The sequence below is a fragment of the Mucilaginibacter mallensis genome, from assembly GCF_900105165.1.
In the GTDB taxonomy this organism is placed as follows: domain Bacteria; phylum Bacteroidota; class Bacteroidia; order Sphingobacteriales; family Sphingobacteriaceae; genus Mucilaginibacter; species Mucilaginibacter mallensis.
In genome coordinates this window covers 1,301,933-1,327,227 of sequence record NZ_LT629740.1, presented here as the reverse complement: position 1 = coordinate 1,327,227, position 25,295 = coordinate 1,301,933, and the positions used below count along the sequence as shown (strand labels likewise).

The 25,295-nt window shown below is 41.7% G+C and carries 24 protein-coding genes; 13 read left to right on the top strand and 11 right to left on the bottom strand.

Features of this window, described 5'->3' with window-relative positions:
• Nucleotides 1-24 precede the first annotated feature (24 nt).
• The 5 genes from BLU33_RS05480 to miaA all read left to right on the top strand — a co-directional run bounded on the left by BLU33_RS05480 (nucleotide 25) and on the right by miaA (nucleotide 5,200).
• Entirely contained in the window at nucleotides 25-1,137 is a 1,113-nt protein-coding gene (locus BLU33_RS05480) for a glycosyltransferase family 4 protein (protein ID WP_172829217.1), read from the top strand.
• Nucleotides 1,138-1,140: 3 nt separating this feature from the next.
• Nucleotides 1,141-1,707, top strand: a complete 567-nt coding sequence (locus tag BLU33_RS25285; RefSeq protein WP_172829216.1) for an L-threonylcarbamoyladenylate synthase — start codon at nucleotides 1,141-1,143, stop codon at nucleotides 1,705-1,707.
• A gap of 299 nt (nucleotides 1,708-2,006) precedes the next feature.
• On the top strand, nucleotides 2,007-3,416 hold the full coding sequence (locus BLU33_RS05475) for a CCA tRNA nucleotidyltransferase (protein WP_091380244.1): 1,410 nt from the start codon (nucleotides 2,007-2,009) through the stop codon (nucleotides 3,414-3,416).
• Nucleotides 3,417-3,534: 118 nt separating this feature from the next.
• Entirely contained in the window at nucleotides 3,535-4,185 is a 651-nt protein-coding gene (locus tag BLU33_RS05470) for an IS1096 element passenger TnpR family protein (protein ID WP_091370131.1), read from the top strand.
• A 97-nt stretch (nucleotides 4,186-4,282) separates the two neighbouring features.
• Entirely contained in the window at nucleotides 4,283-5,200 is a 918-nt protein-coding gene (gene miaA / locus BLU33_RS05465; protein ID WP_091370129.1) for a tRNA (adenosine(37)-N6)-dimethylallyltransferase MiaA, read from the top strand.
• Nucleotides 5,201-5,854: 654 nt separating this feature from the next.
• On the opposite strand, the gene BLU33_RS05460 is transcribed toward miaA, so the two are convergent.
• A complete protein-coding gene (locus BLU33_RS05460) occupies nucleotides 5,855-7,525 on the bottom strand; it encodes an ArnT family glycosyltransferase (RefSeq protein ID WP_091370126.1) in 1,671 nt (556 codons plus the stop codon).
• A 257-nt stretch (nucleotides 7,526-7,782) separates the two neighbouring features.
• Here BLU33_RS05460 and BLU33_RS05455 point away from each other — a divergent pair, with 257 nt between their 5' ends.
• The gene (locus tag BLU33_RS05455; RefSeq protein WP_091370124.1) at nucleotides 7,783-8,289 is read left to right on the top strand and encodes a hypothetical protein; all 507 of its coding nucleotides are present in this window, start codon (nucleotides 7,783-7,785) and stop codon (nucleotides 8,287-8,289) included.
• 205 nt (nucleotides 8,290-8,494) lie between these two features.
• Here BLU33_RS05455 and BLU33_RS05450 read toward each other — a convergent pair whose 3' ends face one another.
• The 7 genes from BLU33_RS05450 to BLU33_RS05420 all read right to left on the bottom strand — a co-directional run bounded on the left by BLU33_RS05450 (nucleotide 8,495) and on the right by BLU33_RS05420 (nucleotide 13,389).
• Nucleotides 8,495-9,691, bottom strand: a complete 1,197-nt coding sequence (locus BLU33_RS05450; RefSeq protein WP_091370123.1) for a DUF1624 domain-containing protein — start codon at nucleotides 9,689-9,691, stop codon at nucleotides 8,495-8,497.
• A 147-nt stretch (nucleotides 9,692-9,838) separates the two neighbouring features.
• Nucleotides 9,839-10,054 carry a hypothetical protein gene (locus BLU33_RS05445; RefSeq protein WP_197684565.1) on the bottom strand — a complete coding sequence of 72 codons (216 nt, stop codon included), beginning with the start codon at nucleotides 10,052-10,054 and terminating at the stop codon, nucleotides 9,839-9,841.
• Nucleotides 10,055-10,080: 26 nt separating this feature from the next.
• A complete protein-coding gene (locus tag BLU33_RS05440; protein WP_157682059.1) occupies nucleotides 10,081-10,485 on the bottom strand; it encodes a hypothetical protein in 405 nt (134 codons plus the stop codon).
• Nucleotides 10,486-10,497: 12 nt separating this feature from the next.
• A complete protein-coding gene (locus BLU33_RS05435; protein ID WP_232009404.1) occupies nucleotides 10,498-11,085 on the bottom strand; it encodes an RNA polymerase sigma factor in 588 nt (195 codons plus the stop codon).
• Between the two features lie 330 nt (nucleotides 11,086-11,415).
• The gene (locus BLU33_RS05430; RefSeq protein ID WP_091370117.1) at nucleotides 11,416-11,616 is read right to left on the bottom strand and encodes a hypothetical protein; all 201 of its coding nucleotides are present in this window, start codon (nucleotides 11,614-11,616) and stop codon (nucleotides 11,416-11,418) included.
• A 78-nt stretch (nucleotides 11,617-11,694) separates the two neighbouring features.
• Nucleotides 11,695-12,786, bottom strand: coding sequence for a DUF3810 domain-containing protein (locus BLU33_RS05425; protein WP_091370115.1), 1,092 nt, complete (start codon nucleotides 12,784-12,786; stop codon nucleotides 11,695-11,697).
• A gap of 75 nt (nucleotides 12,787-12,861) precedes the next feature.
• Complete coding sequence (locus tag BLU33_RS05420; RefSeq protein ID WP_091370114.1) at nucleotides 12,862-13,389, bottom strand: DUF2911 domain-containing protein; 528 nt, start codon at nucleotides 13,387-13,389, stop codon at nucleotides 12,862-12,864.
• Nucleotides 13,390-13,668: 279 nt separating this feature from the next.
• Between BLU33_RS05420 and BLU33_RS05415 the strand changes: the two genes are divergently transcribed.
• Nucleotides 13,669-15,318 carry an ArnT family glycosyltransferase gene (locus BLU33_RS05415; RefSeq protein ID WP_091370112.1) on the top strand — a complete coding sequence of 550 codons (1,650 nt, stop codon included), beginning with the start codon at nucleotides 13,669-13,671 and terminating at the stop codon, nucleotides 15,316-15,318.
• A gap of 1 nt (nucleotide 15,319) precedes the next feature.
• Here BLU33_RS05415 and BLU33_RS05410 read toward each other — a convergent pair whose 3' ends face one another.
• The 3 genes from BLU33_RS05410 to BLU33_RS05395 all read right to left on the bottom strand — a co-directional run bounded on the left by BLU33_RS05410 (nucleotide 15,320) and on the right by BLU33_RS05395 (nucleotide 16,739).
• On the bottom strand, nucleotides 15,320-15,538 hold the full coding sequence (locus tag BLU33_RS05410) for a hypothetical protein (protein ID WP_157682058.1): 219 nt from the start codon (nucleotides 15,536-15,538) through the stop codon (nucleotides 15,320-15,322).
• A gap of 31 nt (nucleotides 15,539-15,569) precedes the next feature.
• A complete protein-coding gene (locus BLU33_RS05405; RefSeq protein WP_091370109.1) occupies nucleotides 15,570-15,833 on the bottom strand; it encodes a hypothetical protein in 264 nt (87 codons plus the stop codon).
• A 486-nt stretch (nucleotides 15,834-16,319) separates the two neighbouring features.
• Nucleotides 16,320-16,739, bottom strand: coding sequence for an EamA family transporter (locus BLU33_RS05395; protein WP_091370105.1), 420 nt, complete (start codon nucleotides 16,737-16,739; stop codon nucleotides 16,320-16,322).
• A gap of 343 nt (nucleotides 16,740-17,082) precedes the next feature.
• Here BLU33_RS05395 and BLU33_RS05390 point away from each other — a divergent pair, with 343 nt between their 5' ends.
• The 6 genes from BLU33_RS05390 (at nucleotide 17,083) to BLU33_RS05370 (ending at nucleotide 25,291) form a co-directional block, all read left to right on the top strand.
• Nucleotides 17,083-18,318, top strand: a complete 1,236-nt coding sequence (locus BLU33_RS05390) for a TolC family protein (protein ID WP_091370103.1) — start codon at nucleotides 17,083-17,085, stop codon at nucleotides 18,316-18,318.
• A 2-nt stretch (nucleotides 18,319-18,320) separates the two neighbouring features.
• Nucleotides 18,321-19,274, top strand: a complete 954-nt coding sequence (locus BLU33_RS05385; protein ID WP_091370101.1) for an efflux RND transporter periplasmic adaptor subunit — start codon at nucleotides 18,321-18,323, stop codon at nucleotides 19,272-19,274.
• Nucleotides 19,274-22,363, top strand: a complete 3,090-nt coding sequence (locus BLU33_RS05380) for an efflux RND transporter permease subunit (protein WP_232009403.1) — start codon at nucleotides 19,274-19,276, stop codon at nucleotides 22,361-22,363. Before BLU33_RS05385 ends, BLU33_RS05380 begins: the two co-directional genes overlap by 1 nt.
• 308 nt (nucleotides 22,364-22,671) lie before the next feature.
• Nucleotides 22,672-22,824, top strand: coding sequence for a hypothetical protein (locus BLU33_RS25025; protein ID WP_157682057.1), 153 nt, complete (start codon nucleotides 22,672-22,674; stop codon nucleotides 22,822-22,824).
• 336 nt (nucleotides 22,825-23,160) lie between these two features.
• Nucleotides 23,161-24,165 carry a YncE family protein gene (locus BLU33_RS05375; protein WP_091370099.1) on the top strand — a complete coding sequence of 335 codons (1,005 nt, stop codon included), beginning with the start codon at nucleotides 23,161-23,163 and terminating at the stop codon, nucleotides 24,163-24,165.
• 127 nt (nucleotides 24,166-24,292) lie between these two features.
• Complete coding sequence (locus BLU33_RS05370) at nucleotides 24,293-25,291, top strand: fatty acid desaturase (RefSeq protein ID WP_091370098.1); 999 nt, start codon at nucleotides 24,293-24,295, stop codon at nucleotides 25,289-25,291.
• Nucleotides 25,292-25,295: the final 4 nt, after the last annotated feature.

The following is a 25,295-nucleotide window of genomic DNA, read 5'->3' as shown; positions in this document are numbered from 1 at the left end:
GGGAACTATAATAATGTGCACAAAATGAAAATAGGTTACGATGCCAAGCGGGCTTTCTTAAATAACACGGGACTGGGCAATTACAGTCGCTGGTTAATAAAGGCCATAGCAGCGCATTATCCTGGTAATGAATATTTCCTCTACACTCCCCGTATAAAGCTCAATTCCCGGCTTAGTTTTTTAAGCCAATATAAAAATCTGATAACCATAACTCCCGAAAGCAAATTCTTCACCTCATGGTGGCGCAGCAAAGGAATTGTTAAGGATCTGAAGCGCGATGGCATTGAAATTTATCATGGCCTAAGTCATGAGCTGCCATCGGGCACAGATAAAAGCGGCATCAGATCAGTAGTTACCATTCACGATCTGATATTTATGCGCCTGCCGGGTAACTTCGGCATTATAAGCCGGAAAATTTACGAGGCAAAAGTTAAATACGCCTGCAAGGTTGCCGACAAGATCGTCGCCATCAGCCAAAAAACAAAGGACGATATTATAGAATTACTGGGCACAGATGCCGTTAAGATTGAAGTAATCTATCAAAGCATTGATCCAATTTTTACTATCACCCAAAGCGAGGAACAAAAAGAAGCTGCTTCATCAAAATATAATTTGCCCGCACAATTCCTATTAAGTGTAGGTACTATTGAACCACGAAAAAACTTATTACTGCTCGCAAAGGCGTTAAAATATGTTGATGTTATTCCACTGGTGGTTGTAGGCCGACCAACAAAATATTTAGATGAGGTAAAACAATATCTCACCGCTAATAATTTAATTAACCGCGCCATCTTTTTGCATGACGTGGAATTTGCCGATCTGCCCGCTATTTATCAGCTGGCATCGGCATTTATCTATCCATCAAGATATGAGGGTTTCGGACTGCCGGTTTTAGAGGCATTAAATTCGGGTGTACCTGTAATTGCGGCAACAGGCTCTTGTCTGGAAGAAGCTGGTGGGCCGCATAGTTTATATGTAAACCCTGATGATGAAAAGGATCTCGCCGAAAAAGTCAGCCTTATACTTAGCGATAATGCCTTAAAGCAAAATATGATAGCGCAAGGTTTGCAATATGCTGCTAACTTTGCACAGGATAAACTATCTGCACAGTTAATGCAACTGTACAAAAATTTATAAAATATGCTCAAAGACGAAGTTGCCAAAGCTTTTAAAATAATACAGGATGGCGGTATTATCCTCTATCCTACCGATACCATTTGGGGTATAGGCTGCGATGCTACCAATACAGAGGCCGTGAAAAAGATCTATCGCCTTAAACAGCGCGATGAAGCAAAAAGCATGATAATTTTGCTGGATAATGATAACAAACTGCAAAGCTATATAGCCGAAGTGCCCGAAATAGCTTACGACCTGATTGAGTTTGCCGAAAATCCCTTGACCCTGGTTATGCCCGGCGCTAAAAACATCTCCCCGGCATTAATAGCTGGTGATGGCAGTGTTGGTGTACGCGTAAGCAGTAACGAGTTTTGTCAGCAATTAATACAACGGATGCGTAAACCTTTGGTATCTACCTCGGCTAATATCAGCGGCAAACCATCACCTCAATATTTTTCACAGATTGACCAGGAGATCATAGATGGCGTTGATTATGTGGTTGATATTGATCAGCACAGCATGGAAATTAAAAACCCGTCAACCATTATGCGGCTGGATCCTAACGGGAGTTTTGAGTTTATAAGGAGATAAGAAGTATAAAACTTGTCATTGCGAGCGATAGCGCGGCAATCTCGTCGCTTGGATATTGAACGCGACGAGGTTGCTTCGTCGTTCCTCCTCGCAATGACATAAAAGCTAGGGGTGTCATGCTGAGCGCTAGTCGAAGTATGAGCGTAAAGGCCTGCCCATATGCTTCGACTAGCACTCAGCATGACACCGACTTTTTGGATATTAAAACTACCTTACCCCCTTTGCCGATTGCAGAAGAGAGGGTAAAAACTATTATTACAAATGAGCGCCAGAATAATTTGTTAATTTTGCCTCATTACATGAAACAACACCTTCAGCATTCTATATTCAATACCATATCAAAAATTGCCGGCGAGCATAACTTACAGGCCTATGTCATCGGCGGTTTTGTGCGCGATATTTTCCTGAACCGCCCTTCAAAGGATACTGATATTGTGGTGATAGGCAACGGTATTGATTTTGCTGAAAAAGTAGCTAAAAAGCTGAATGTTAAACTGGCCGTATTTAAAAATTTCGGCACCGCCCAACTAAAATACCAGGATCTGGAGGTTGAATTTGTTGGCGCGCGTAAAGAATCATACCGCCTGGATTCGAGAAAACCCATAGTTGAAAACGGCACCCTGGAGGATGACCAAAAACGCCGCGATTTTACCATCAACGCGCTGGCCATATCCCTACATCCCGACACTTTCGGCGAATTACTAGACCCGTTCGAAGGCATGGCCGATCTGGAGCAGAAACTCATCCGCACGCCGCTTAACCCGGTTGAAACTTTTTCGGATGATCCCCTGCGCATGATGAGGGCCATTCGTTTTGCATCTCAGCTGAATTTCAGGATAGATGACATCGCGGTAACTGCCATAAAAAGCAATACCGACAGGATCAGCATTGTATCGCAGGAGCGCATAACGGATGAATTGAATAAGATCATCCTGTCACCAAAACCATCCATCGGCTTTAACTATTTGTTTGATACCGGCCTGCTGCACAAAATATTCCCGCAAATGGTAGCGCTTTACGGCGTTGATTATATTGACGGCCGGGGTCATAAGGATAATTTTTACCACACCCTGCAGGTTTTAGATAACATTTGCGAAACCACTGACGACCTTTGGCTCCGCTGGGCTGCCATATTGCATGATATCGCCAAACCTGCCACCAAACGCTTTGAACAGGGCCACGGGTGGACGTTCCACGGCCACGAGGACCGCGGCGCACGCATGGTGCCCAAGATCTTTGCCCAATTAAAACTGCCCCTGAACGAAAAAATGAAGCTGGTGCAAAAACTGGTGCAGCTGCATTTGCGCCCAATCGTATTATCGCAGTCAATTGTGACAGATTCGGCGGTACGCCGTCTGCTTTTTGAGGCAGGCGATGATATTGAAGGACTGATGCTGTTGTGTAAAGCAGACATTACGACAAAAAACGAATATAAAGTAAAAAAATACCGCCAGAATTTCGACCTCGTTATACAAAAATTAAAAGATGTTGAGGAACGTGATAATATAAGAAACTGGCAGCCACCCATTACCGGCACCGATATAATGCAGCTTTTTGGTATAAAAGAGGGCCGCGAGGTGGGAATTATTAAAAATCAGATACGGGAAGCCATACTTGAAGGTGAAATTCCCAATGAGCGCGAAGCAGCAATTGCATACACAATTTTAAAAGGCGAAGAAATTGGCTTAAAAGTTGTGGCAACGCTTTAGAATTTTTGGTGACAGGATTTCTGTACAAAATCCTCCAATCAAATACCCAATACCCATAAATGGGGATAAATTAAAAATTAAAATATTATTTTTGCTTAAAATTCCACTTATTTAAACAATGGCACTATACAGGTTCAGGGTTACTTTTGAAGACTACGATGATGTAATGAGAGAGATTGATGTTAAATCAAATCAAACTTTCGAGGACCTTCATCGCGCTATTCATCAGTCGACAGGTTACAATCCCGAATATTCTTCTTCTTTTTATATCAGTAACGACCAATGGACAAAAGGTGAAGAGATCACCTATATGCCCAATCAAAGGCGTACCGACCGTGGCGTATCACTGATGGAAAAAGTGAAACTGAGCAGCTTTATTGATGATCCGCACCAAAAGTTTTACTATACTTTCAATTTCGACCGTCCTTTTGATTTTCACGTTGAACTGATGAAGATCATTTTAGATGATGCACCAGGTGTTACCTACCCTGCGGTTATTAAAGCAGTTGGCGAAGCTCCAAAACAATTTGGCAACTCCTTTAACCCAACAGCCTTACCTGCTGCAAACGAAGATTTCGATCTGTTTGATGAAATGGGTTTTAACCCCGAAGATGCAGAAGATCTGACCGAAGTTACTGATGATGAAGGTGTAGTAGACAGCGATGAAATTGCACATGGCGGTGATGATGAGGAAGAAGATGAGTTCGGCAGTGAGTTTTCAGATAATGAAGGCTTTGAGGATGACGGCAAATCGCATGATGATTATTAATTGTTAGTTCATAGTTGATGGTTCATAGTTCATAGCATGAATTTGCATGATTAAAACTATAAACTATTGCGCTACCATGAACCATGAACCATGAACTATGAACCATCAACTCCCCACCAACAAAACCCTCATCGTTATCGCCGGGCCTACAGCTGTTGGTAAAACGGATACAGCTATACGGCTGGCTAATCATTATAACACGGTTGTGGTTTCGGCCGATTCACGGCAGTTTTTCCGGGAGATGTCTATCGGTACGGCCAAACCCAATGCTGATGAGTTAGCTACTGCTAAGCATTATTTTATTGATTCTCATTCTATAACAGAAAGTTTTAGCGTTGGCGATTTTGAAAAAGAGGCTTTAACTTTGCTGAATGAGCTTTTTAAGCAGCATGATGTAGTTATACTGGCAGGTGGTTCAGGCTTATATATTAAAGCCATTTGCGAAGGCTTTGATGACCTGCCAACTGCCGATCCCGCTATCCGCCACCGCCTGAACCAGGATTTCACTGAAAAAGGTATCCATTATTTACAGGAGCAACTTAAATCCGCAGACCCTGAATATTATACACAGGTTGATCTCAATAATCCTCAACGCCTCATTCGCGCACTCGAAGTTTTTGAAACTACGGGCAAACCATTTTCATCATTCCGTACATCAGCTATAAACAAGCGCCCCTTCAATATCATCAAATTCGGACTGAACCTGCCCCGTGAAATACTCTACCAGCGTATCAACCAGCGTGTTGATATCATGGTTGAGCAGGGTTTGATTGATGAAGTAAAAGCACTGCTACCCTATCGCCATTTAAACGCGTTAAATACTGTTGGTTACAGCGAGTTGTTTGATTATTTTGACGGAACGATTGATTTGAACAGGGCCCGCGAACTCATCAAACAAAACACCCGTCACTTTGCCAAAAGGCAGTTAACATGGTTTAATAAGGATAAAGAGTTTATCTGGCTGGAGCCGGGGGATGTGGCGAAGATGGTGGAGATTATTGACTCAAAAATTTGACCCAATCGTCATTGCGAGGAGGAACGACGTGGCAATCCCCGACTGTACAGAACGGATTGCTTGTCTATTGAATCGCTTGGTATCGCTCATAGCCGCTAAGGCCTATTTCTTTTGTCTTGATACAAAAGAAACAAAAAATCAAGACAACAAGGATGCTTCCACCCGCCCTGCCGATTCTTTACGCTTTTTTCGCTGTTCCGGTACTTCGTACCTTCACATCACACAAAAAACTAAACCGTCATTCCCGCCTCTACGCTGGCCCGCCCTTGTTGTCAGGGCCCTGCGCTTTTTCTTTTCTCCCCTTCTCCCCCTTCCCGTCAGTAGAACAGCTTCGGGCGAAATCAGGCAAAACAATGGTGGCCTTGTGAGTAATGGCAGGGCATAGCAGATTTTTACAGAAGCGCAAAGGCTAAGTGCGTAGCGATAGCGGGGTAAAAATATAGCAGCCCAGGTTTTGCCTGATTTGCGGGGCAATGGCCTCGTGCGGCAAAGAAGCCTTTCTGCTGACTTGATTTTTTTGGTTACTTTTTGTATCAAGACAAAAAGTGACTTCTTAGCGAAAAGCGATACCATGCTATAAGTATACAGTCGTGCGTAACCTCTCTGTATAGCATACAGATTGCTTCGCTACAGCAATGACGCTTGGAGATTATATCATCTCCCATTCACCACAACCACCTCCATCCCAATCAACTCCTTATCCCTTGTTTTCACATTCAAAAACTTAGGCTTTAGCCTGCTTACCCAGTAGGTTTTAAAACCAGCTACCACCTGCACGTGCCAGCCTTTGGCAACAAGGCCATTTACAATATCAGTTTTTGCATAAAGCATAAAAGTATTTACCGGCGGTATTTTTATAGTATCCGGATTCATGGCGATCAGTGGCTGATTCAGATAAAACTCCATGGGCCAATTACTTTCATCACATTGTACTACCGGATATTTTTGGGGATTGTGCCAGTTTATCCACCGGGCCGCCTGACTACCTGCCTGATATTTCATGAGCGATGGATAGAATGCCAGGTTTATGTACAGGTTCACAACAACAGCCGCTAAAACAGTACGCACTATTACTGCCTGCATAGTGATATTGTTTAACCTTCCCGGTAAAAACAGCATCAGCAAGAAAACTATTGATATCAACAATATTACGGGCCATGTAAAGCTATCCGGCACAAAAAAGTACTGCAGGGCACATACTACTACTAACATTAATACGATGACTATTGCCTGCGTAATACGTATGGCCTTAATGCTTTTTGTACCTGACACGCTATACAGGTACTGCGCCGTAATAATGGCGAAGAACGGAAAAACAATATTCATGTAGTACGGCAACTGGAACTTTGATGCCGAGAATAGCAAGAAGGTAAGTAAAGCGCCGCTGATACAGTACCACTCCTGCCCCTGTACATTCTTTACTCCAGTTTTAATAAATCTGAATATCGACACAAAAAACAGCAACGACCAAGGCAAAAAGGCCCATAGCGTAGTATGCACAAAAAAGAAAGGATCACCGCCGCCTTTTATGGGGCCGGTATTAAAAAAACGACCGAACTGGCTATCCCAGAAAAAAAATTTAATTCCTGAAACGCCTTTTTGTCCGAAAATCACTTTTTCAGGATGGATATCAAATTGGCGATATAAACAGTATAGCTCCGGAATGATAAATATCAGCACTAAAGCTATTGCTATCAACCAGCGCCATGCAAACAATTGTTTCCATTGTTTGGTAATAATGAATTGCCCCACAATTGCCCCACCGATGGGTACAATGGCAAACATACCCTTAGTCATGATAGCGCAGGCGGTAAACAGGCTGCCCAATAGCAATTGCCAGAAGTTATTACGGGTGTAGGCTCTATAAAAATGATAAACCGAAGCGATGATGAGCCCTGTTAAATAAGGTTCAGCACGTACATCGTTATTGGAGATAATGATATGTTCAGCAGTAAGTAATATTAAAACCGACCACTGAGCCACCTGCTGGTTATACAGCTCCTTTGCAAAGCGATAGGTATAAATGGCCCCCATCAGCAAAAACAAAATACCCGGCAGCTTATACGCCCAGGTTGAGATGCCGAAAACATTAAAAAATAAGGCCGTAACCCAAAACGGAAAGTGTGGCTTATCCAGCCAGTCATTACCGTTTACGATTATATCCGCATAATTATGGTGCAGCACCATGGTTTTGGCAATGGTAGCATACAGGGTAGCATCGGGGGCAATAAGTGTAACAAATAAGCCGCTAAAATTTACCGCGACAGCCATCGCAATAAAAAAACAAAGCCACTTTAACTGATTAGCCGGAACTGTTTCGCCCATATAATTTGCCACTGAAGTGATGTCAAATATAATGAGTTTTTGGTGGATGGGGATTTGCTGTATAAGTTTTATGCAAGGGTGTCATGCTGAGCGCTAGTCGAAGCATGCGGGCAGGCCTTTACGCTCATGCTTCGACTAGCGCTCAGCATGACACCCCCTTCCCCTACTTTGGCTTTCCCATCAAAAATAATACTGAATTACGTAAACATTTTAGCCGCTTATTGTTTTACTAAATACACTTAAACATTGCAAAGATTATGAAATACGCTTTTGTTTTAGGCACAAGTGCCTATATCGTTCCGCATGGTGTTATTAGTTATGCCAATCATGAAACCTCAAATCCGATTATAAAGATCAATTCTATTTATCATGACAATGAGCCCGGCTCTTTTTTAAGCGTTGATCTGGATATTAAGGACATGCACGGAAACGGCGTTATTGTAAAAAATAACACAACCCTGGGTACAGGGATTAAAATTTTGACAGAACAAAACAGCGTAAAAGTTTTTGGCGCGGATGGCCATGTGATTATCCATGTGCACCAGATCGATGATGAAACCGCCATGAGCCTACAACTTAACATTACCGCCGAGCTTGAAAGAAATGCCCCAATAGCAGTAATACGCATATTTGGCGATTTCATGACCCATGATCTGCGCATTTCAGCAGAAAACGAAAAGCTTTTTATTAATGACGATGGCTATGCCACCTCGGCACTGGCAGGTAACGATCTGCGGTTTACAACAGCTGGGGTAGTATTGTAAGACATTCCTTTACAAATATTCTCACCGCCAAGTAAATTCCCTCCTTTGGGAGGGGTGCGGTTGGGTGTGACGTGGCAGGGAGGGGTTTATACGCCAGATTTAGCAAAGTTCAAGAAACCCCTCCCTGCCCCTCCCATGGGAGGGAATCGCGCAGGCCTGGGTTTTTTCTCTTTTTTCTCCCGGAGTCGGTGTCCGCACCGACGACTTACAAATAACTCAGCCACCACTGATGATGCGTTCTCTTGTAATTGCTGAACCATTTACATGGAAAATACAATATACCTATAACCACCAGCCAAACCAGGTAAACTACCCATAACGGAAACCCAAAGGAAAGCGGTTTAAACAGGAAAGTCTGATTAGGTGTAACGATCTGACTGCTGTTATACCCCATGGCAAAAAACAGGATGATATTGATGAGCCGGATCAGGTAAAAATGCAGCACATAATAAAAAAAAGGCACATTGCCATACACTATTAAAAAGGACGTAAATTTATTAAGGGGCTTTTCTGTTAGCGCAAGGATTACGAGGGCTGTGCCAACCGTCATACATGAATACAATAACGAAGGCGGGTATTTGCTTACGTTGAAGAACGAAATTATGGTGTGCACCGTATTGCGCTGTACCTCCCATGGCGCAGGGTCGCCATATTTGTTTATTAGTCTTAAAACAACAAAAACAGTTAAGGTTGCCAGACCAGTATACAGCAATATCTTCCTTCTTTTCTGCGGATCATATTCGGGCCGGTAAAGCGAGCCCAAGCAATAGCCCAGCAGCATTACGCCCGTCCACGGGATAACGGCATACAGGTCAAATATAAAATGATTGCTGTTTATGGTGAACAGACCGCCGAACGCGGTAAGGAAAAGCTTTAAGAAATCAGCCTCCACTATGGATTTAGGTGCTTGTATATAATCCAGGATATCATGCCCGAAAAAGATGAGCACGCCAATAACCGCTATCCACTTTAAAGGCAAACGTACCAATAAACCCAGTATGATCATGCTAAAGCCGATGGCCCAAAGCACTTGTAATACCAATACATTATAAAATGGATTAAGGGTTAAAGCAAAGGTTATAAGCACTAACTCAACTACAATAAGCCAAAGTCCCCTTTTAACAAGAAAACCGCTTAATTCGCTTTTGGTGCGCCGTGTGCCTGCAAGATAGGCAGATACCCCACTCAGGAAAACAAAGGTTGGGGCGCAAAAATGGGTGATCCACCGGGTGAAAAACAATATGGGCGTAGTAGTAGCCATATTGGTTGGATCAGCGAGTGGCCCGCTGTAATAAATAAAATCCCGGATATGATCGATAGCCATAATCAGCATGATCATACCCCGCAAGGTATCAATAGAATTTATGCGTTGTTTTAAGGGCGGTGAGTCAGTATTGGTCATGTACCGGCAGGTTTAAATTTATACCACAATATAAGAAATATTGAGTATAAGATTAAAGCTATGCCGGTTTGTTACAATTTACAATTGAAAAAATACAAATTGTTTTCACTAATAAACAACTGGACCACAACAGGATACTAAACAACATCAGTATTCCAGCTCCCGGCAATCAAACCCAACGGATTGCAATAATGACTCCACTTTACGCGGACTTAAATTATTGGCAACCACCCTTAATATATGATCGCAATCTTCCAGATCGAAATTCCATTGCGAAATAGCCGGTACGGCAGTTAATAAGGGTTGCACCTTATTAACTGCCTTGCGGTTATAAACACTCGTTACAAATACCATTACATCCATAATCATGTGTTAGTTAATTTTAATTGTTATTCGGTTGGTTTAGGAGTTTCTTCGGCAGCGGTAAAACTATCCCAGTCGGCAAATCTTCTGCCACGAGGGCCGCCAAAACCGCCGCAGCGCTCGCTCCATTTTTGTTTGAATTTTTCCTTCTGCTCCGGTGTCATGTGTTTAAAGTGCTCCTCCATACGATGGCGCATCCATGGGGCACCGCCACCAAAACCACCACGGTGGCCGCCTTTACCAAAGCCAAATAGAATTTTGCATAGGATGAATAAACCCAGCGCCTGCCAAAAAGTGATCACCCCAAGGTGAAAAATAACGGGCATCAGGTTATTCCATAACTGCATTACCACAAAACTTATCAGCGTGAGGAAGGCCGCTACTGCCAGTGGTATAAATATAAATCGTCCTCTAAAAAGTATTTTTCTCATTTTCTTTAATTTTTAATATTGTGTAATCTCATCATACAATTGTTTAAGCCGCTTGCGCAGGTGCAGCACTGCATATCGCTTACGCGATACCAGGGTTTGCACATTGTCGCCGGTAAGGTCGGCCATTTCAGCAAAGGACATATCTTCCAGCTCGTTCCATATAAAAACCTGGCGTTGTTTTTCGGGCAGTTCATCCAGCGAGAAGAATAACTGCTCCCAAAAAAGGTTGCGCAGGTATTCCGTTTCGGGGGTTTTGGCCTCGGTTAATAGTATATCCTTAAAATCTGGAATGTCGTCCTCATCAGCATCGCTGCTAACAACCATATCATCAAGCAAAGTCTCTGATTTTTTACGGTGCTTGTCGGTTATCTTGTTATTAGCAACTTTGTACAGCCATGCGCCGGTTTGCTCAATCGGTTCCGAATTAATGACCGAACTAAACTGGTACCAAACATCCTGCAGAATGTCTTCAGCATCGGCATCGTTCTTTACGCGCCTGCGGATAAAGCCCAGCAAGTTCTTACCATACGATTTAATTGTTTGTATGATGTGGCTGTTCTTATCCTCGGGCATTACGGCTGTTACCAATGTATTGTGCATTTAAAGATAAGACGATTGTGAAATAAAAACATTTTAAATTATTTTGAATAAAAAAAGAGGCACAGTTTTGTGCCTCTTTTTTTATTCAAAATAATTTAAGTGAGTGGTGAATAGTGAGCGGTGAGTAGTTACACCATAAATATTGAGAAGATTAAAAGAAGGGGTCATGCTGAGGCACTCGAAGCATGTGCGTTGGGCATCGCCAGCTATGCATTAACGATTATGCACCGCGTAAAGGCCTTTACCCGAATGCTTCGAGTGCCTCAGCATGACCCCTTACTTAATATTAGTGTAAGAAAATCTATCTTCTGAACACATTACCCTTACATTTTATTTAGTTGATGTAATATAATGTTTTTTTACCACCGCTGTTACTTTATGCCTGATATGGGTTGATATATTCTTCTCCCATACTATTTTATAGGAGCCATCCGCCCTTTGAAAAAGCGAGAAATAATCTCTCAGATCGCCGTTAATTTCACTGGGATTTTTTAAAGCTATTTGCTGTATCTCTTTGTTAAACTCGTCCATAATTCTATTTTTTGCTAAGCTAAAGATTTAATATAACATACAATCCGTCTGCTTAACATAATGCAATGAACCAATGAACTAATGAACATTCTTCCGGTTATACCACGATATCACCAGCCTTACCATCTGGTTATAGGTCTTCAACCCTTGGGGCTGGTTATTTGCTTTTAAGAACTGGTCGTAGAAAATACTGCTTACAGCGTTGATCTCACTTTCGTGGGCCATCCAGTAGTTAAACTCAATAACAAAATCTTGGTGCACCGTTGGGGATACACGGTGCTTTAGTTGTTTGTTCAATACCGTATCGCGCATATAAATATCGCGCATAAACTCATCTACCGCTTCATGATAGGCGGAGTAGCGCAGCAATCTGTCCTTAGAGTTTATCCCCGCCAGGAAACCTACGAAGTTGGCTTCATCCTCGGCGCCATAACCCATTTGGTGTGACATCTCATGGCAGGCCACAAACGGGCGGATAAATACGGGCATCTGGTAGTTCATCTGCGCCTCGCTGGTAAATGGATTGTAATAGCCCGATGTACCCATCATATTAATGAGCGGCGTAAACAGGGAAAGCTTTACATCAGGATCATAGGTATAAAAATCTGTCGAATTAGCCGATAAGGCACGGATGGCTCCTATCGCCGTTTGACGAATAGTGCTGTTGCTTTGCTGCAGATCGGCGGTGGTGACACGTGCCCGGGTGGCGTTGGCACTGTCGATCAATATTTTGGTAAGCGAGGTAAGTTCTTCGGTGCTGTAACTGGTATCCGCCAGTTTTAACCGTTCCGCGGCCGATGGCCTGAAATAGTTAATACCCCAAAGCAGGTAAAAGGCCAGCATGCCTATCTGCACACCCATTATCATCCCCAAACATAAAATACCGGCCTGTTTAAACTGCTTTTTAAATAACAGCCTGATAAGCAATACCAGGTAATAGATAATAAAGCCGATAACCACCAGGTACAACACATCGCCCACACTAAAGGGCAGCAAATTAAAAACCGGGTGAAAAACCCGGCAAATAAAAAGGTATACACCTTTGGAGTAATACCGCTCAATAAACTGTGGATGATCCTCCAGCAGGCCCAGTAAAAAAAGAGCAAAGGCAAGAATTATGATGGTGATAATCCTTGCCTTTGCTACATTTTTATTCTTTTTATTAAGCATTATTCGATGACCCAGAGATTTGATAATTTAAAAATGGTTTATTAATCTCTAATCACCAAACACTAATTACTGTAACTACTTAACTTTAACCGGGATTTCCAATTTATCCCAGATCATGCTAAAGCCTTTATCGGTTACTGTGTAGATCATTCTTTCATGCATCGCAACTGTCACTGGTTTTACTTTTACACGCAAAACATCTTTGCTCTTGTCATATTTAAATGCCCCCCATTGGTAGGCAACACTGTTAAAAATAACTGTCCATGCACCTGCTTTAGTTGGGATAACAAAAAATCCATAAGTACCGGCAGGCAATGATTTACCTTCTACCTTAATTGGCTTGTCAGTAGTAAACCTGGTAGCTTCATTAGCGCCGGCTCTGTAAACGGTGTCATATGGTTCTAATTTGCCCCATATTACGCGTCCTCTTACCGATGGGCTGCCATAGTTAATAGTGATGGTTGCTTCGTTAACTTTGCCACTAACACTGTCGCGTGGACTAAGCGGTGGTTTTTTAGCGTCCTGTGCTTTAGTTGTTAGTACCGAAAACATACAGGCTACTGCAAAAAGCAATACAGCCTTTAATTTGAATGATCTGTTCATAATAGGATGGGATTAATTATTAGTGTATAAAGGTATAATGAAATTTCAATCGCTGTTTATAATGACTGATAATATCCGGTTTTGTTACAAAACAATTAAAATTTGGCATGAAATATGAACGAATTAATTGAAACCCACATTGCAGTTAGGAATTGACCGTAAAAGGTTAAACAATTGTTGTGAGTTTTTGCCCTTGCCGTGAGGCAAGGGTTTTTTATTGGCCAAAATTATCCTGCAATAAAATAAAAAAATATTGGCGCATATCATTTACTTTGCTGAATGAAAGAAAGGAACAGGCAGTTCTACATCTTATTGTTTGTTTTGGCTATTGTGGTTAACCTGGCTGGTATCAGCGTAAAGTTTTTTACGGATGATCCCGGTTTATATGCCTCCATAGCTAAAAGTTTCATTTACAAAAAAGAGCTGCTGGGCCTGTTCACCTATAACCAGGACTGGCTTGATAAGCCGCACTTCCCTTTTTGGGTTATCCTGTGCAGCTTTAAAATATTTGGTATAAGCGCCTGGGCATACCGGTTGCCTGCACTGTTCTTTTTTGCACTCAGTGTTGTTTACACTTTTCTATTCACCAAAAAACATTATGGGTTCGAAGTAGCCGCCATTGCTGTTTTAATTTTGATGACGGCACTAAACTCCCTCATGAGTAATGTAGATGTAAGGGCAGAACCTTATTTAATGGGCTTAATTATAGGCAGTATTTACCATTTATCGCGCCTCGAAGAGCGCTTCAGTATTATAGATCTGTTATTGACCGCCATGTTTACCGCCTGCGCCATGATGACTAAAGGTGTGTTTGTAATTGTTCCTATTTACGGAGCACTATTCGGGCAGCTATTATTTCAGCATAAATTAAAACACCTATTTAATTTTAAATGGATAGTATTGATACTGCTCACAGCTATATTTATTCTGCCTGAGCTGTATGCGCTATATGTGCAGTTCGATCTTCATCCCGAAAAGCTGGTTTTCGGCAGGCATAATGTATCGGGCATTAAATGGTTTTTTTGGGATAGTCAGTTTGGGCGCTTTGCCAACAGTGGCCCCATTAAACGGCAATCGGGCGATATATTTTTTTACGTGCATACCCTGCTATGGGCATTTGCACCCTGGTGCCTGTTATTTTACTATGCCATATTCAAAAACCTGAAAGAAATAGTATTGAAACGGAAACTGGCAGAATACTATGCTTTAAGCGGGGGGGTATTGTTATTGCTACTGTTCTCTATCTCCGGCTTTCAGCTGCCATTTTATACCAACAGTATTTTCCCACTGTTTGCTATTATAACTGCGCCTTACTGCTATATGCAATTAAGTAAATTTGGCACCAAATTCAGGCTGATCGGCCAATGGCTGTACATCGTTTTGCTGCCGGTAGCCATAATAGCAATTAATTGCTTTATGAGACCCGTAAACCAGTTTTATTTTGTTTTTGATTGCCTCATATTCGGGATACTTATATACCTTATTGTTATCCAAATTAAGGAAGATTATAAACGGGTATTTATGCTCAGCTGCGCGGTGATATTATTTGCCAACTTTTACCTCAACACCGTTTTTTATGAGCAATTAACCGTTTATAAAGGGCAGATAACTGCTGCTGATTATGCTAATCAGAAGAATTTTGATAAATATCATTTATACTCGTTGCGGATGGAGAACAATATTTTCCAGTTCTATTGCAAAAGGCCCGTTGATTATGTTCCACTGGAACAATTCAGCGCTTTTAAGCCGTCGGATAGTTCAGCGTTTTATGTGAGCCAGCAGTCGATGGATCAATTAGTGCAGGCGCATGCTGATTTTAAGGTGATCAAAGCTTTCCCGAATTTCCCACAGGAAAACATGTCGCTAAAATTTATAAACCTGGCAACCCGGCAAACCACATTGGACCACGTTTATCTGATCACCAAATAAATTAGTTGGCAAGGGCATCTGCAGGTGCATCATCCTTTATTTCCTGCCAAAAAATTGTCTCAATATAGATGTTGTTTTTTATAGCCACCTGCGCCTTTACCTTTTCAAGCTCTTCTTTTATTTTATCTTTTTCAAGCTCCCCGTTCAGGGTGTGGTAGTAAATCACATAACCAGTCGCGCTGTTTATGAGTTTAAAGTGTTTGTCCTGCGCTTTCATCATCCATTGCTTTAATGAGTATAAAACAATTGTATCAGGAAATGGTTTTTTGCTTTGCGCGTGAAGTTCTAAATAATGACGCTACGCTTACTAATGCGTCATTATCAATCGTTTCGGGGTTTTCAAATTGTTGCATTATCAATGTTATAGGGAATGTTATACCACCGCCGGTGGTCTTAACCAACACGTTCTCCGTTCGGACAGTGTGGCCTTTATAGTCGCCTATTAACTCATTATAATGTGATAATCTCATCAATAATTCAACAATTGCGTATGCGGGGATATTGTTTTTAGGCATATAGCGCAAATTTACGTTAACAAATCAAGAGCTATTAATTAAAGTTACGTAAAATGTTTATTATTGGTTAACATGAATTTAACAAAGTTTATTTTTTCTTAGTTCCCCTCTTGAGAGGGGGCGCGGTAGGCAGTGCGGCTGCAGGGGTGTGTTATGCGCAGAAAGGACACACCCCTCCACCCCTCTCAAGAGGGGAATCACACATGGCCTGCGCTTTAACAACCTATTTCCCAAATATCAAAACAAAGCTCCCAGCGGTTATTAACAATGCTGCCAAAACGGTTCTTACTGTTAGCGGTTCGCCTAAAAATATGGCTGCCAGCACAATAGCTATAGGTACACCCTTTAGCGCAAGTCTTGTGCGAAGGATTGGGGGAGGTTGACTTGTGCTTTCTTAATGAGTCGCACAAGTCAGCCATTACACAAGTCTATCTCACAAGACTTGCGCTAAATCAAAAGAATCGCGCAAGGCCTATGCTTAATAACTTATTTCCAAAATATCAAAATAAAACTACCCGCCATAATCAATAAAGCTGCCGATACCGTTTTCACCGTCAACGGCTCACCTAAAAAAATGGCTGCCAGTACAATAGCTATAGGCACGCTCAATTTATCTACAGGTGCAACCCAAGCCACTTCTCCTATTTGTAATGCTTTAAAATAGAATATCCATGATAAGCCTGTTGCCGCGCCTGATAAGATCAGGAAGATCCAGTTTACCCGGGTAAGGCTGCCAATGGTATTGTTTGTCCCTTTAACAAAGACCAGCGCCCAGGCCAGTACCAGTATAATTACTGTACGTATGGCAGTAGCCAAATCGGTATCAACCCCTTTAATGCCAATCTTTGCAAAAATTGCTGTAAGTGCGGCAAATGATGCCGATAGTAACGCGTATATCCACCACATAGTAATAAGTTTAATTTTTCTATGTCATTTCGAACGGTAGAGAGAAATCTTCTGCAACAGCAAGGAGAATATGCAGGTCAAAGAAGATCCTTCACTCCGTTCAGGATGACAATTTGTTTGTTAAATACATTAAATTTCTCTTTTCATTTCGGGAACATATGGCGATAAATCTTCCGCGAAAGGCAAAGCTTCATGCAATGTGCAAAAGATTTCGCTCTATCGTTCGAAATGACAACTTTATTTTTTAAATAATTCCTTTATCCTAAAACATATCTTACCGTTCAAAATTAATACAGAATTATGTTATAATTTAGCTGAATATAAAGCCTTATATTTATACTTAATGAAATGGTTTCTCAGCATAATCATATGCGCATTTACATATAACTTTGCCCAGGCGCAGTCCTATTCGCTGGATCATTATCTTGAACTTGCCAAAAGTAACAGCCCACTGTTAAAGGATTTACATAACCAGATCGCATCAAATGAGATCGACAGTCTGCGTTTAAAAGCGGGTTATAAACCACAGGTAAACCTTAACAGCGGCGGTTTATATGCCCCTCTTGTAAATGGCTATGGTTATTCCGAAGCTATTACCAATAACCACACATTAAATGGCCTGCTTGGCGTTAACCAATCACTGGCCAGCAAAAACAATATCAACGCGCAGTTGCTAGCTATTACGCTGCAATCACTGTCACTAACCAATGCCTCCAAAATATCGGAGCAGGATCTAAAGAAAGCAGTCACCACTCAATATATCACTGCTTATGGTGATCTGCAGCAATATAAATTCAGTCAGCAGGTAGTTGATCTGCTTACAAATGAAGAGGGCATACTCAAAAAGCTCACCCGCTCAAACGTATACCACCAAGGCGATTACCTCACTTTCCTGGTAACTTTAAAACAGCAGGAGCTGGCACTTACACAGGCACGCCTGGTTTACAAAAACGATTACGCTACGCTAAACTATCTGGCAGGGGTGGCTGATACCACGATAAGGGAGCTGGATGAACCTCTTCTGAAAAAACTCACCCCGCCCGATGCCAGCACCAGCATTTATTTTCAGCAATATAAACTGGACAGCTTAAAGATCATCAACAGCAAACAACTGATTGATTACAGCTATAAACCCAAGATCAATGTTTTTGCTGATGGTGGCTATAACAGCGATTTTATGGGTCAGGCTTACAAAAACTTTGGCGTAAGCGCAGGTTTTGGCTTTGTGCTGCCGATATATGATGGCGGGCAACGTAAAATGCAATACAAAAAGCTGTCCCTGCAGGAAGAAACCCGCGAAAATTACAAAGCCTTTTTTGATGTGCAATATCATCAACAAATAGCGCAGTATAACCAGCAGATCAGCGAGAATGAAACGCTGATAGCGCAGATAAAAGATCAAACAAAATATACCGAAAGCCTGATAAAGGTTGATACCCAGCTATTGCAAACCGGCGACCTGAAAATTGCCGACCTTATACTGGCCATCAATAATTACCTCAGTATAAAAAATTTAATGACCCAAACCGTTATCAGCCGGTTACAACTTATTAACCAGTTAAATTATTGGACAAAATAACCATGAATAAATCGATAATTAAATATACTGTTACTTCGCCCCTGCTTTTACTGGCCTGCATTGCGGTATTGCTAACATCGTGCGGCAGCGGTAGTAAGGGCGATAGCGGCGATGATGATAAAGCTGTTAATGCACAAGTAGCCGTTACTGTTACCAGCGTTAACGATAGCAGCATGGTTGAGTATACTACGCTTAACGCGCAATCGTCGTTTCAGCAAAAAAATTACATCAAATCAAATACCAACGGCTATATCCAAAAGGTTAATACGCAGATTGGTCATTTTGTAAACAAAGGTGAAACGGTATTCACCGTTAAAACCAAGGAAGCGCAAAGCATTGGTAACAGCGTAAATATTTTAGATACTACCTTCAAATTCTCAGGTGTTAACCGCATTACGGCACCCGAGCATGGCTACATTACCCAACTGAACCACCAGGTTGGTGATTATGTACAGGATGGCGAACAACTGGCCGTAATCAGCGACCGCGGCAGTTTCGCATTTATTATGCAGTTACCTTATGAGATGGAAAATACCGTAAAACTAAACCAGGATGTGCAGCTTACCCTGCCCGATGGCGAAAAGATTGATGGCAGGATAGCATCATTTATGCCAACTGTTGATACCGCCGCCCAAACCCAGGGCGTGGTTATCAAAATAAACAGCGATAAACAGATCCCCGAAAATTTAGTGGCCAAGGCCAGGCTGATCCGTTCATCCAAGCAAAACACGGCATCGTTACCAAAATCGGCTATTTTAACAAATGAAACACAAACAGAATTTTGGGTGATGAAGCTCATCAACCCAACAACCGCCATCAAGGTGCCTGTTAAAAAAGGTATTGAGGTAGGCGACAGGGTTGAAATACTTTCACCAAAATTCTCGCCGCAGGATAAAATTGTAGCAACCGGAAATTATGGTTTGGCTGATACTGCTAAAGTTAAAATTGTACAGTAATGACCCCTATCAAAGATTATTTCATATCACATAAAAAGCCGATAGCACTCGTACTGTTCTTTATTATTGTGACGGGCATGTTTGCTTACTCCAAACTGCAAACATCCTTATTCCCGGATATTACATTCCCAAAAATCAAGATAATAGCCGATGAGGGCCTGCAGCCGGTAAATAAAATGATGGTCACGGTAACCAAACCATTGGAAAATGCCATAAAAAAAGTACCCTCATTAATAACAGTTCGTAGCACAACTAGTCGCGGTAGCTGTGAGATATCAGCATTTATGGATTGGAATGCCGATATTGATATGAGCCAGACCAAAATCCAGGCTGCTATTGACCAGGTAAAAAACGACCTTCCGGCTGATGTAAATATCACGGTTGAAAAGATGAACCCATCTATTTTGCCAGTGAGCGGCTACACTCTGGAGAGCCATAGTCGCAGCCCTATAGAGCTAAAGCAACTGGCAACTTACACCGTTAAGCCCTTTTTATCGCAGGTTGATGGTGTATCAGAAATAAGGGTTATAGGTGGTAAGTCAAAAGAGTACTGGCTTATACTTAAGCCACAAAAAATGAGCTCGCTAGGCATAACGCCCGATGTGATCAGTAATGCGTTAAACCAAACCAATTTTGTAAAATCAGGTGGCTATTTATCTGATTATAAGCGGATGTACCTTACTATAACGGATGCCACGCTTGCCACAAAGGATGAATTGGCAAATATGATCATCAGTAATGACCGTAAACGGGTTATCCAGCTAAAAGATGTTGCTGACGTACAGATAAGCGAAGGCATTGAATACACCAAAATAAATGCCAACGGACACGATGGCGTGTTAATAGCTGTTATAAAACAACCCGATGCCAACCTGGTATCTGTATCAGCCGATATGGACCAAAAGGTAAAGGATCTGCAAAAAATACTCCCTGCCGATGTTACCATAAAACCATACTATGTACAGGCCGATTTTGTTAATGATGCCGTAAAAAGCGTGAGCGACAGCTTATGGGTAGGCCTGCTATTAGCCATAGTGGTGGCTATCATCTTCCTGCGGTCGGTAAAAGCAAGTGCAACCATATTAATAACTATACCTGTTACCTTATGCCTTACACTTATTGTACTGTATTGCATTGGTTATACATTTAATATCATGACCCTCGGTGCTTTAGCCGCGTCAATAGGTTTAATTATTGATGATGCTATTGTAGTGGTGGAGCAAATACACCGTATGCATGAGGAATACCCCGATGAACTTACCCGCAACCTGCTGAAAAAAGCTATTGATTACCTGTTCCCGGCAATGATAGGCTCATCAATAAGCACAATAGTAATTTTTATTCCTTTTCTGCTGATGACAGGTGTTGCCGGTGCTTATTTCACTGTGCTTACCAATACCATGATAATTACCCTGGTATGCTCATTTTTTGTTACATGGATAGGATTACCGGTAATTTACCTGTTGCTAACCCGCAAGCCAAACTTCAATGGTAAACTCCAGGAAAAGAAGCAAAAAGCAGAACATGTTAAAAAACAGAAATGGGTATCATGGTTTATACTGCGCCCATGGCTTAGTATTATCATTATTGTAGCGCTTATTGCCGCGGTTGTATTAGTACTGCCAATGCTAAAAACCGGTTTTTTACCTGATATGGATGAAGGCAGTATAGTAATGGACTATACCTCCCCTCCCGGAACATCCTTAGAGGAAACCGACCGTATTTTACGCGAGGTTGAAAAGATAATTATTAAGGAGCCGGATGTTGAAGCTTATTCGCGCCGTACCGGCACCCAGATGGGCTTTTTTATAACTGAACCCAATACCGGCGATTATCTTATCCAGCTAAAAAGAGAGCATAAACAAACAACAGAGGAAGTAATAAGCGATCTGCGGGCAAAAATAGCATCAACCCAGCCTGAGTTAGTTATAGACTTTGGGCAAGTGATAACTGATATGCTCGGCGATCTGATGTCATCAGCACAGCCTATAGAAATAAAGGTTTTTGGTGATGATCAGCAAAAACTGCAGCAACTGTCAAAGCAAATAGCTGATGCTGTTAGCAGTGTAAAAGGTACTGCCGATGTTTTCGATGGTATTGTTATAGCAGGGCCATCCGTTTCTATCAACCCTATTTATGATAAGCTGGCACAGTATAATATTACCCCGGTTGAGCTACAATCACAAACACAAACCGCGCTGGAAGGCAATATAGTAGGCAACATCATTGAAAAAGAACAGTTATCCCCCATCCGCATGGTTTATCCGGGTAACCGTACTTTGAGTATCGACCAGGTTAAAAACATGAACATATTTTTAACCAAGGGCCAGATGATACCCATAAACCAGGTAGCCAACGTTAGCCTTAATCCCGGCGATGCAGAAGTAAACCGCGAAAACCTGCAATCAATGGGCATAATAAGTGCCCGTATGGAAAATACAGATCTGGGTACAGTAATGACTGCGATTAAAAAGAATATCGCCCAAAAAGTAAACTTGCCCCAGGGTTATCACGTAGAGTATGGCGGCGAATATGCGCAGCAACAACAATCGTTTAAAGAGTTGCTATATATACTGGTAGCTGCATGTTTGCTGGTATTTGGTGTTATATTGTTCCTTTTTAAACAATTCAGGATTGCTTTTCTAATTTTATTTATAGCAGTTTTGGGTACAGCGGGTAGCCTTTTAGCCTTACTTATTACTAATACACCACTAAACGTAGGCAGCTATACCGGCCTCATCATGATAGTAGGTATTATTGGCGAAAATGCCATATTTACCTTTATGCAGTTTAAATTAAGCGCACTGGAAAGCAATGTTAATGATGCCATTATATTCTCAATTTCTACCCGTTTAAGGCCTAAATTAATGACTGCCCTAGGCGCTATAATTGCATTAATGCCATTAGCGTTAGGGATTGGTGCCGGTGCGCAGCTTCACCAACCATTGGCTATAGCTGTTATTGGTGGCTTTTTAGTGGCACTCCCACTATTATTAATAGTGTTACCAAGCATGCTGCGCATATTATACCGGAAAGGCGATGTTAACCCGCATTATGAAATATTTGATCTGAATCAGCATAAAAAGTAATCGTAGCCTTTTAAATAAATAGCGTCATTGCTGTAAAGAAGACAACCGACTGGAGGGAGCTTATGAATACCATTGAAAAACAAGCACAACATTAATAATTCTTATGCTGTGCAGAGTGAATATGCAAGATGTGAATATCGCTTGAAGCCGCTCATGGGCGCGGAGCCTTAGTTACTTTTGGCTTGATCCAAAAGTAACCAAAAGATCAAGACAAAAAGATCCTTCCGCCCACAGGCAAAACACCCAGGCCCGCGCTTTTTGTCGGGCCTTTGCACGCTTTTTATCATGGGTCAATTAAAGTATCTCTTTTGAAGAAATTAGGTGAAGTTTTTTTCTCTTCTTCCGTCAGTAGAACAGCTTCGGGCGAAATCAGGCAAAACAATGGTGGCCTTGTGCGGTGGCAGGGCATAGCAGATTTTTACAGAAGCGTAAAGGCCAGGTACGTAGCGACAGCAGGGTAAAAATATAGCAGCCCAGGTTTTGCCTGATTTGCGGGGCAATGGCCAAGTGCAGCAAAGAAGCCTAATCTACTGACTTGACTTTTTGGTTCTTTTGTGTCAAGACAAAAGAACTAGCCTTAGCGGCAATGAGCGATACCATGCGACTAAATAGACAAGCATCATGCCCTGTACAGTCAGGGATTGCTTCATTCGCAATGACGCTTGGAGAATGAGCGCAGGTAAGTGTTGCAAAGAAGATTTCTCGCTATCGCCAGAAATGACAAAGACAAAAGAAATCAAATACCACAGAATTTTAACAGAATCTTAACAGATATTTATCATTATTACACCATAAATATGAAGAAGATATTTTTAACACTTAGCCTCTTGGCTACTATCGGCATTGCCCCATTTGCAGTACAGGCACAAACTTATGTAGCAGATAAAACCATCCCGCTACCAGGTGATGCAGGCTGGGATTATCTTTCAATTGACAATGTAAACCATCGTTTATATGTCTCGCACGGCACTTCGGTAAATGTTATTGATCTGAATACAGAGCAGCCGGTCGGTGTTATCAGCAACCTGAAAGGCATACATGGCATAGCCATTGATAACAAAGCAAACCGCGGCTTCATCAGCGATGGCAGGGCTAACGCAGTAGTAGCTTTTGACCTGAAAACACTGGCCACCATAGCAACCATATCACTTACCGATGCTAATGGCCCCGACGCTATAATTTACGATTCCTATTCTGATCGCGTTTTTAGTTTTAACGGCGAGAGCAATAACTCCTCAGTAGTTGACCCCAATACCCTTAAACAGGTTGGCACTGTAGCCTTGGGTGGCGGCCCTGAATTTGCCGTATCTGACGGTAAGGGCAAGATATATAATAACCTTGAAGATAAAAGCAGCCTGAATGTTATTGATGTTAAAGCTTTAAAAGTTATTAAAAACCATCCTTTAGACCCATGCGGAGGCCCCACAGGCATAGCACTGGATGCTGCGAACGGCCGTGTGTTTAGTGTATGTCGCCAAAATAAAGGCGTAACCGTGGTTGATGTTAACAGTGGTAAAGTAATAAGCACACTGCCAATAGGTGCAGGAGTTGATGCCGTTGCTTTTGATCCGCAAACCAAATTGATATTTGCTTCATGCGGCGATGGTACAACAACCATCATTAAACAATTAAGCGCCGATGATTATACCGTTATTCAAACGCTAAAAACACAAAGCAGGGCACGTACTATGGCTTTGGATACCAAAACACACAAAATATATTTAAGCGTTGCTGATGTTGAAACAGGTACACGCAAGGCTTTACCCAACAGTTTCAAGGTGTTAGTATTTAAATTACAATAAATATTACATTTGAATGATTTTACCAGATTTTATAATTATTATTGAAGCGTATCGTTAGATATAACAAATATTATTAAGCCAGGCATATCCCCTTATCCCTGATTTATAAGAATTACTAAAATATAATATGATTAATAAAACCGATTTCGTTTATTCACAGGTTTCGGAGCCACATCGTACACGTACAAAGCAAATTTTAAAACAGTTTCCGCAAATGCGTAACCTGATCGGGAAAAACCCGCTTACCATATTTGCTATTATAGGGTTGGTGGGGTTTCAGGTGGGGTTGGCATGGCTGGTAAGGGATCAATCCTGGTGGATAATCTTCGGTGCAGCATATTTATTAGGCGCATTTGCCGATCACGCACTATTTGTAATGATACATGAGTGCGCGCACCAACTGCTTTTCAAAGGCCGTTCGGCTAACCGTTGGGCAGGTATACTGGCCAATATGCCGCAAATTTTCCCAAGCTCTATATCATTTGAGCGTTATCATATCAAACACCACTCTTTTCAGGGTGTGCACGAGTTGGATGCCGATCTTCCTAATCGCTGGGAAGCAAAAATGATTAATAACTCATTTTTTGGTAAGGCTTTATGGCTATTATTTTATCCGGTGTTCCAGGTATTCCGCTTATCGAGATTAAGAGAGATCCAAACTTTCGACTGGTGGATAGTTGCAAATATTTTAGTACAGGCAGCATTTACAACCGTTATATGGATATTCTTCGGCTGGCACGCTATCGCGTTCTTGTTATTAAGCTTTTCTTTTTCAGTTGGATTACACCCATTGGGCGCCCGCTGGATACAGGAACACTACCTTACCCATAGCGTTGAGCAGGAAACTTACAGCTATTACGGTAACTTTAACGTTGTAGCTTTTAACGTAGGTTTTCACAATGAACACCATGATTTTCCATCTATCCCATGGAACAGGTTGCCCGAGATAAAGAAAACCGCACCTGATTATTATGATACCTTGTACTACCATACCTCATGGACCAAATTATTTTTTCGCTTTTTATTTGACCGTGAGATATCATTGTTTAACAGGATTTTAAGAAAGGAAAGAGGCAAAGTTGCCCTTACCGATGTATCAAAGCCTGACGCTGAGATGAAAATATAATTTA

Coding starts and splice junctions, on each gene's coding strand:
- BLU33_RS05480 (WP_172829217.1), top strand. CDS start 25: ATGAAAATAGGTTACGATGCCAAGCGGGCTTTCTTAAATAACACGGGA.
- BLU33_RS25285 (WP_172829216.1), top strand. CDS start 1,141: ATGCTCAAAGACGAAGTTGCCAAAGCTTTTAAAATAATACAGGATGGC.
- BLU33_RS05475 (WP_091380244.1), top strand. CDS start 2,007: ATGAAACAACACCTTCAGCATTCTATATTCAATACCATATCAAAAATT.
- BLU33_RS05470 (WP_091370131.1), top strand. CDS start 3,535: ATGGCACTATACAGGTTCAGGGTTACTTTTGAAGACTACGATGATGTA.
- miaA (WP_091370129.1), top strand. CDS start 4,283: ATGAACCATCAACTCCCCACCAACAAAACCCTCATCGTTATCGCCGGG.
- BLU33_RS05460 (WP_091370126.1), bottom strand. CDS start 7,525: ATGGGCGAAACAGTTCCGGCTAATCAGTTAAAGTGGCTTTGTTTTTTT.
- BLU33_RS05455 (WP_091370124.1), top strand. CDS start 7,783: ATGAAATACGCTTTTGTTTTAGGCACAAGTGCCTATATCGTTCCGCAT.
- BLU33_RS05450 (WP_091370123.1), bottom strand. CDS start 9,691: ATGACCAATACTGACTCACCGCCCTTAAAACAACGCATAAATTCTATT.
- BLU33_RS05445 (WP_197684565.1), bottom strand. CDS start 10,054: ATGGATGTAATGGTATTTGTAACGAGTGTTTATAACCGCAAGGCAGTT.
- BLU33_RS05440 (WP_157682059.1), bottom strand. CDS start 10,485: ATGAGAAAAATACTTTTTAGAGGACGATTTATATTTATACCACTGGCA.
- BLU33_RS05435 (WP_232009404.1), bottom strand. CDS start 11,085: ATGCACAATACATTGGTAACAGCCGTAATGCCCGAGGATAAGAACAGC.
- BLU33_RS05430 (WP_091370117.1), bottom strand. CDS start 11,616: ATGGACGAGTTTAACAAAGAGATACAGCAAATAGCTTTAAAAAATCCC.
- BLU33_RS05425 (WP_091370115.1), bottom strand. CDS start 12,786: ATGCTTAATAAAAAGAATAAAAATGTAGCAAAGGCAAGGATTATCACC.
- BLU33_RS05420 (WP_091370114.1), bottom strand. CDS start 13,389: ATGAACAGATCATTCAAATTAAAGGCTGTATTGCTTTTTGCAGTAGCC.
- BLU33_RS05415 (WP_091370112.1), top strand. CDS start 13,669: ATGAAAGAAAGGAACAGGCAGTTCTACATCTTATTGTTTGTTTTGGCT.
- BLU33_RS05410 (WP_157682058.1), bottom strand. CDS start 15,538: ATGATGAAAGCGCAGGACAAACACTTTAAACTCATAAACAGCGCGACT.
- BLU33_RS05405 (WP_091370109.1), bottom strand. CDS start 15,833: ATGCCTAAAAACAATATCCCCGCATACGCAATTGTTGAATTATTGATG.
- BLU33_RS05395 (WP_091370105.1), bottom strand. CDS start 16,739: ATGTGGTGGATATACGCGTTACTATCGGCATCATTTGCCGCACTTACA.
- BLU33_RS05390 (WP_091370103.1), top strand. CDS start 17,083: ATGAAATGGTTTCTCAGCATAATCATATGCGCATTTACATATAACTTT.
- BLU33_RS05385 (WP_091370101.1), top strand. CDS start 18,321: ATGAATAAATCGATAATTAAATATACTGTTACTTCGCCCCTGCTTTTA.
- BLU33_RS05380 (WP_232009403.1), top strand. CDS start 19,274: ATGACCCCTATCAAAGATTATTTCATATCACATAAAAAGCCGATAGCA.
- BLU33_RS05375 (WP_091370099.1), top strand. CDS start 23,161: ATGAAGAAGATATTTTTAACACTTAGCCTCTTGGCTACTATCGGCATT.
- BLU33_RS05370 (WP_091370098.1), top strand. CDS start 24,293: ATGATTAATAAAACCGATTTCGTTTATTCACAGGTTTCGGAGCCACAT.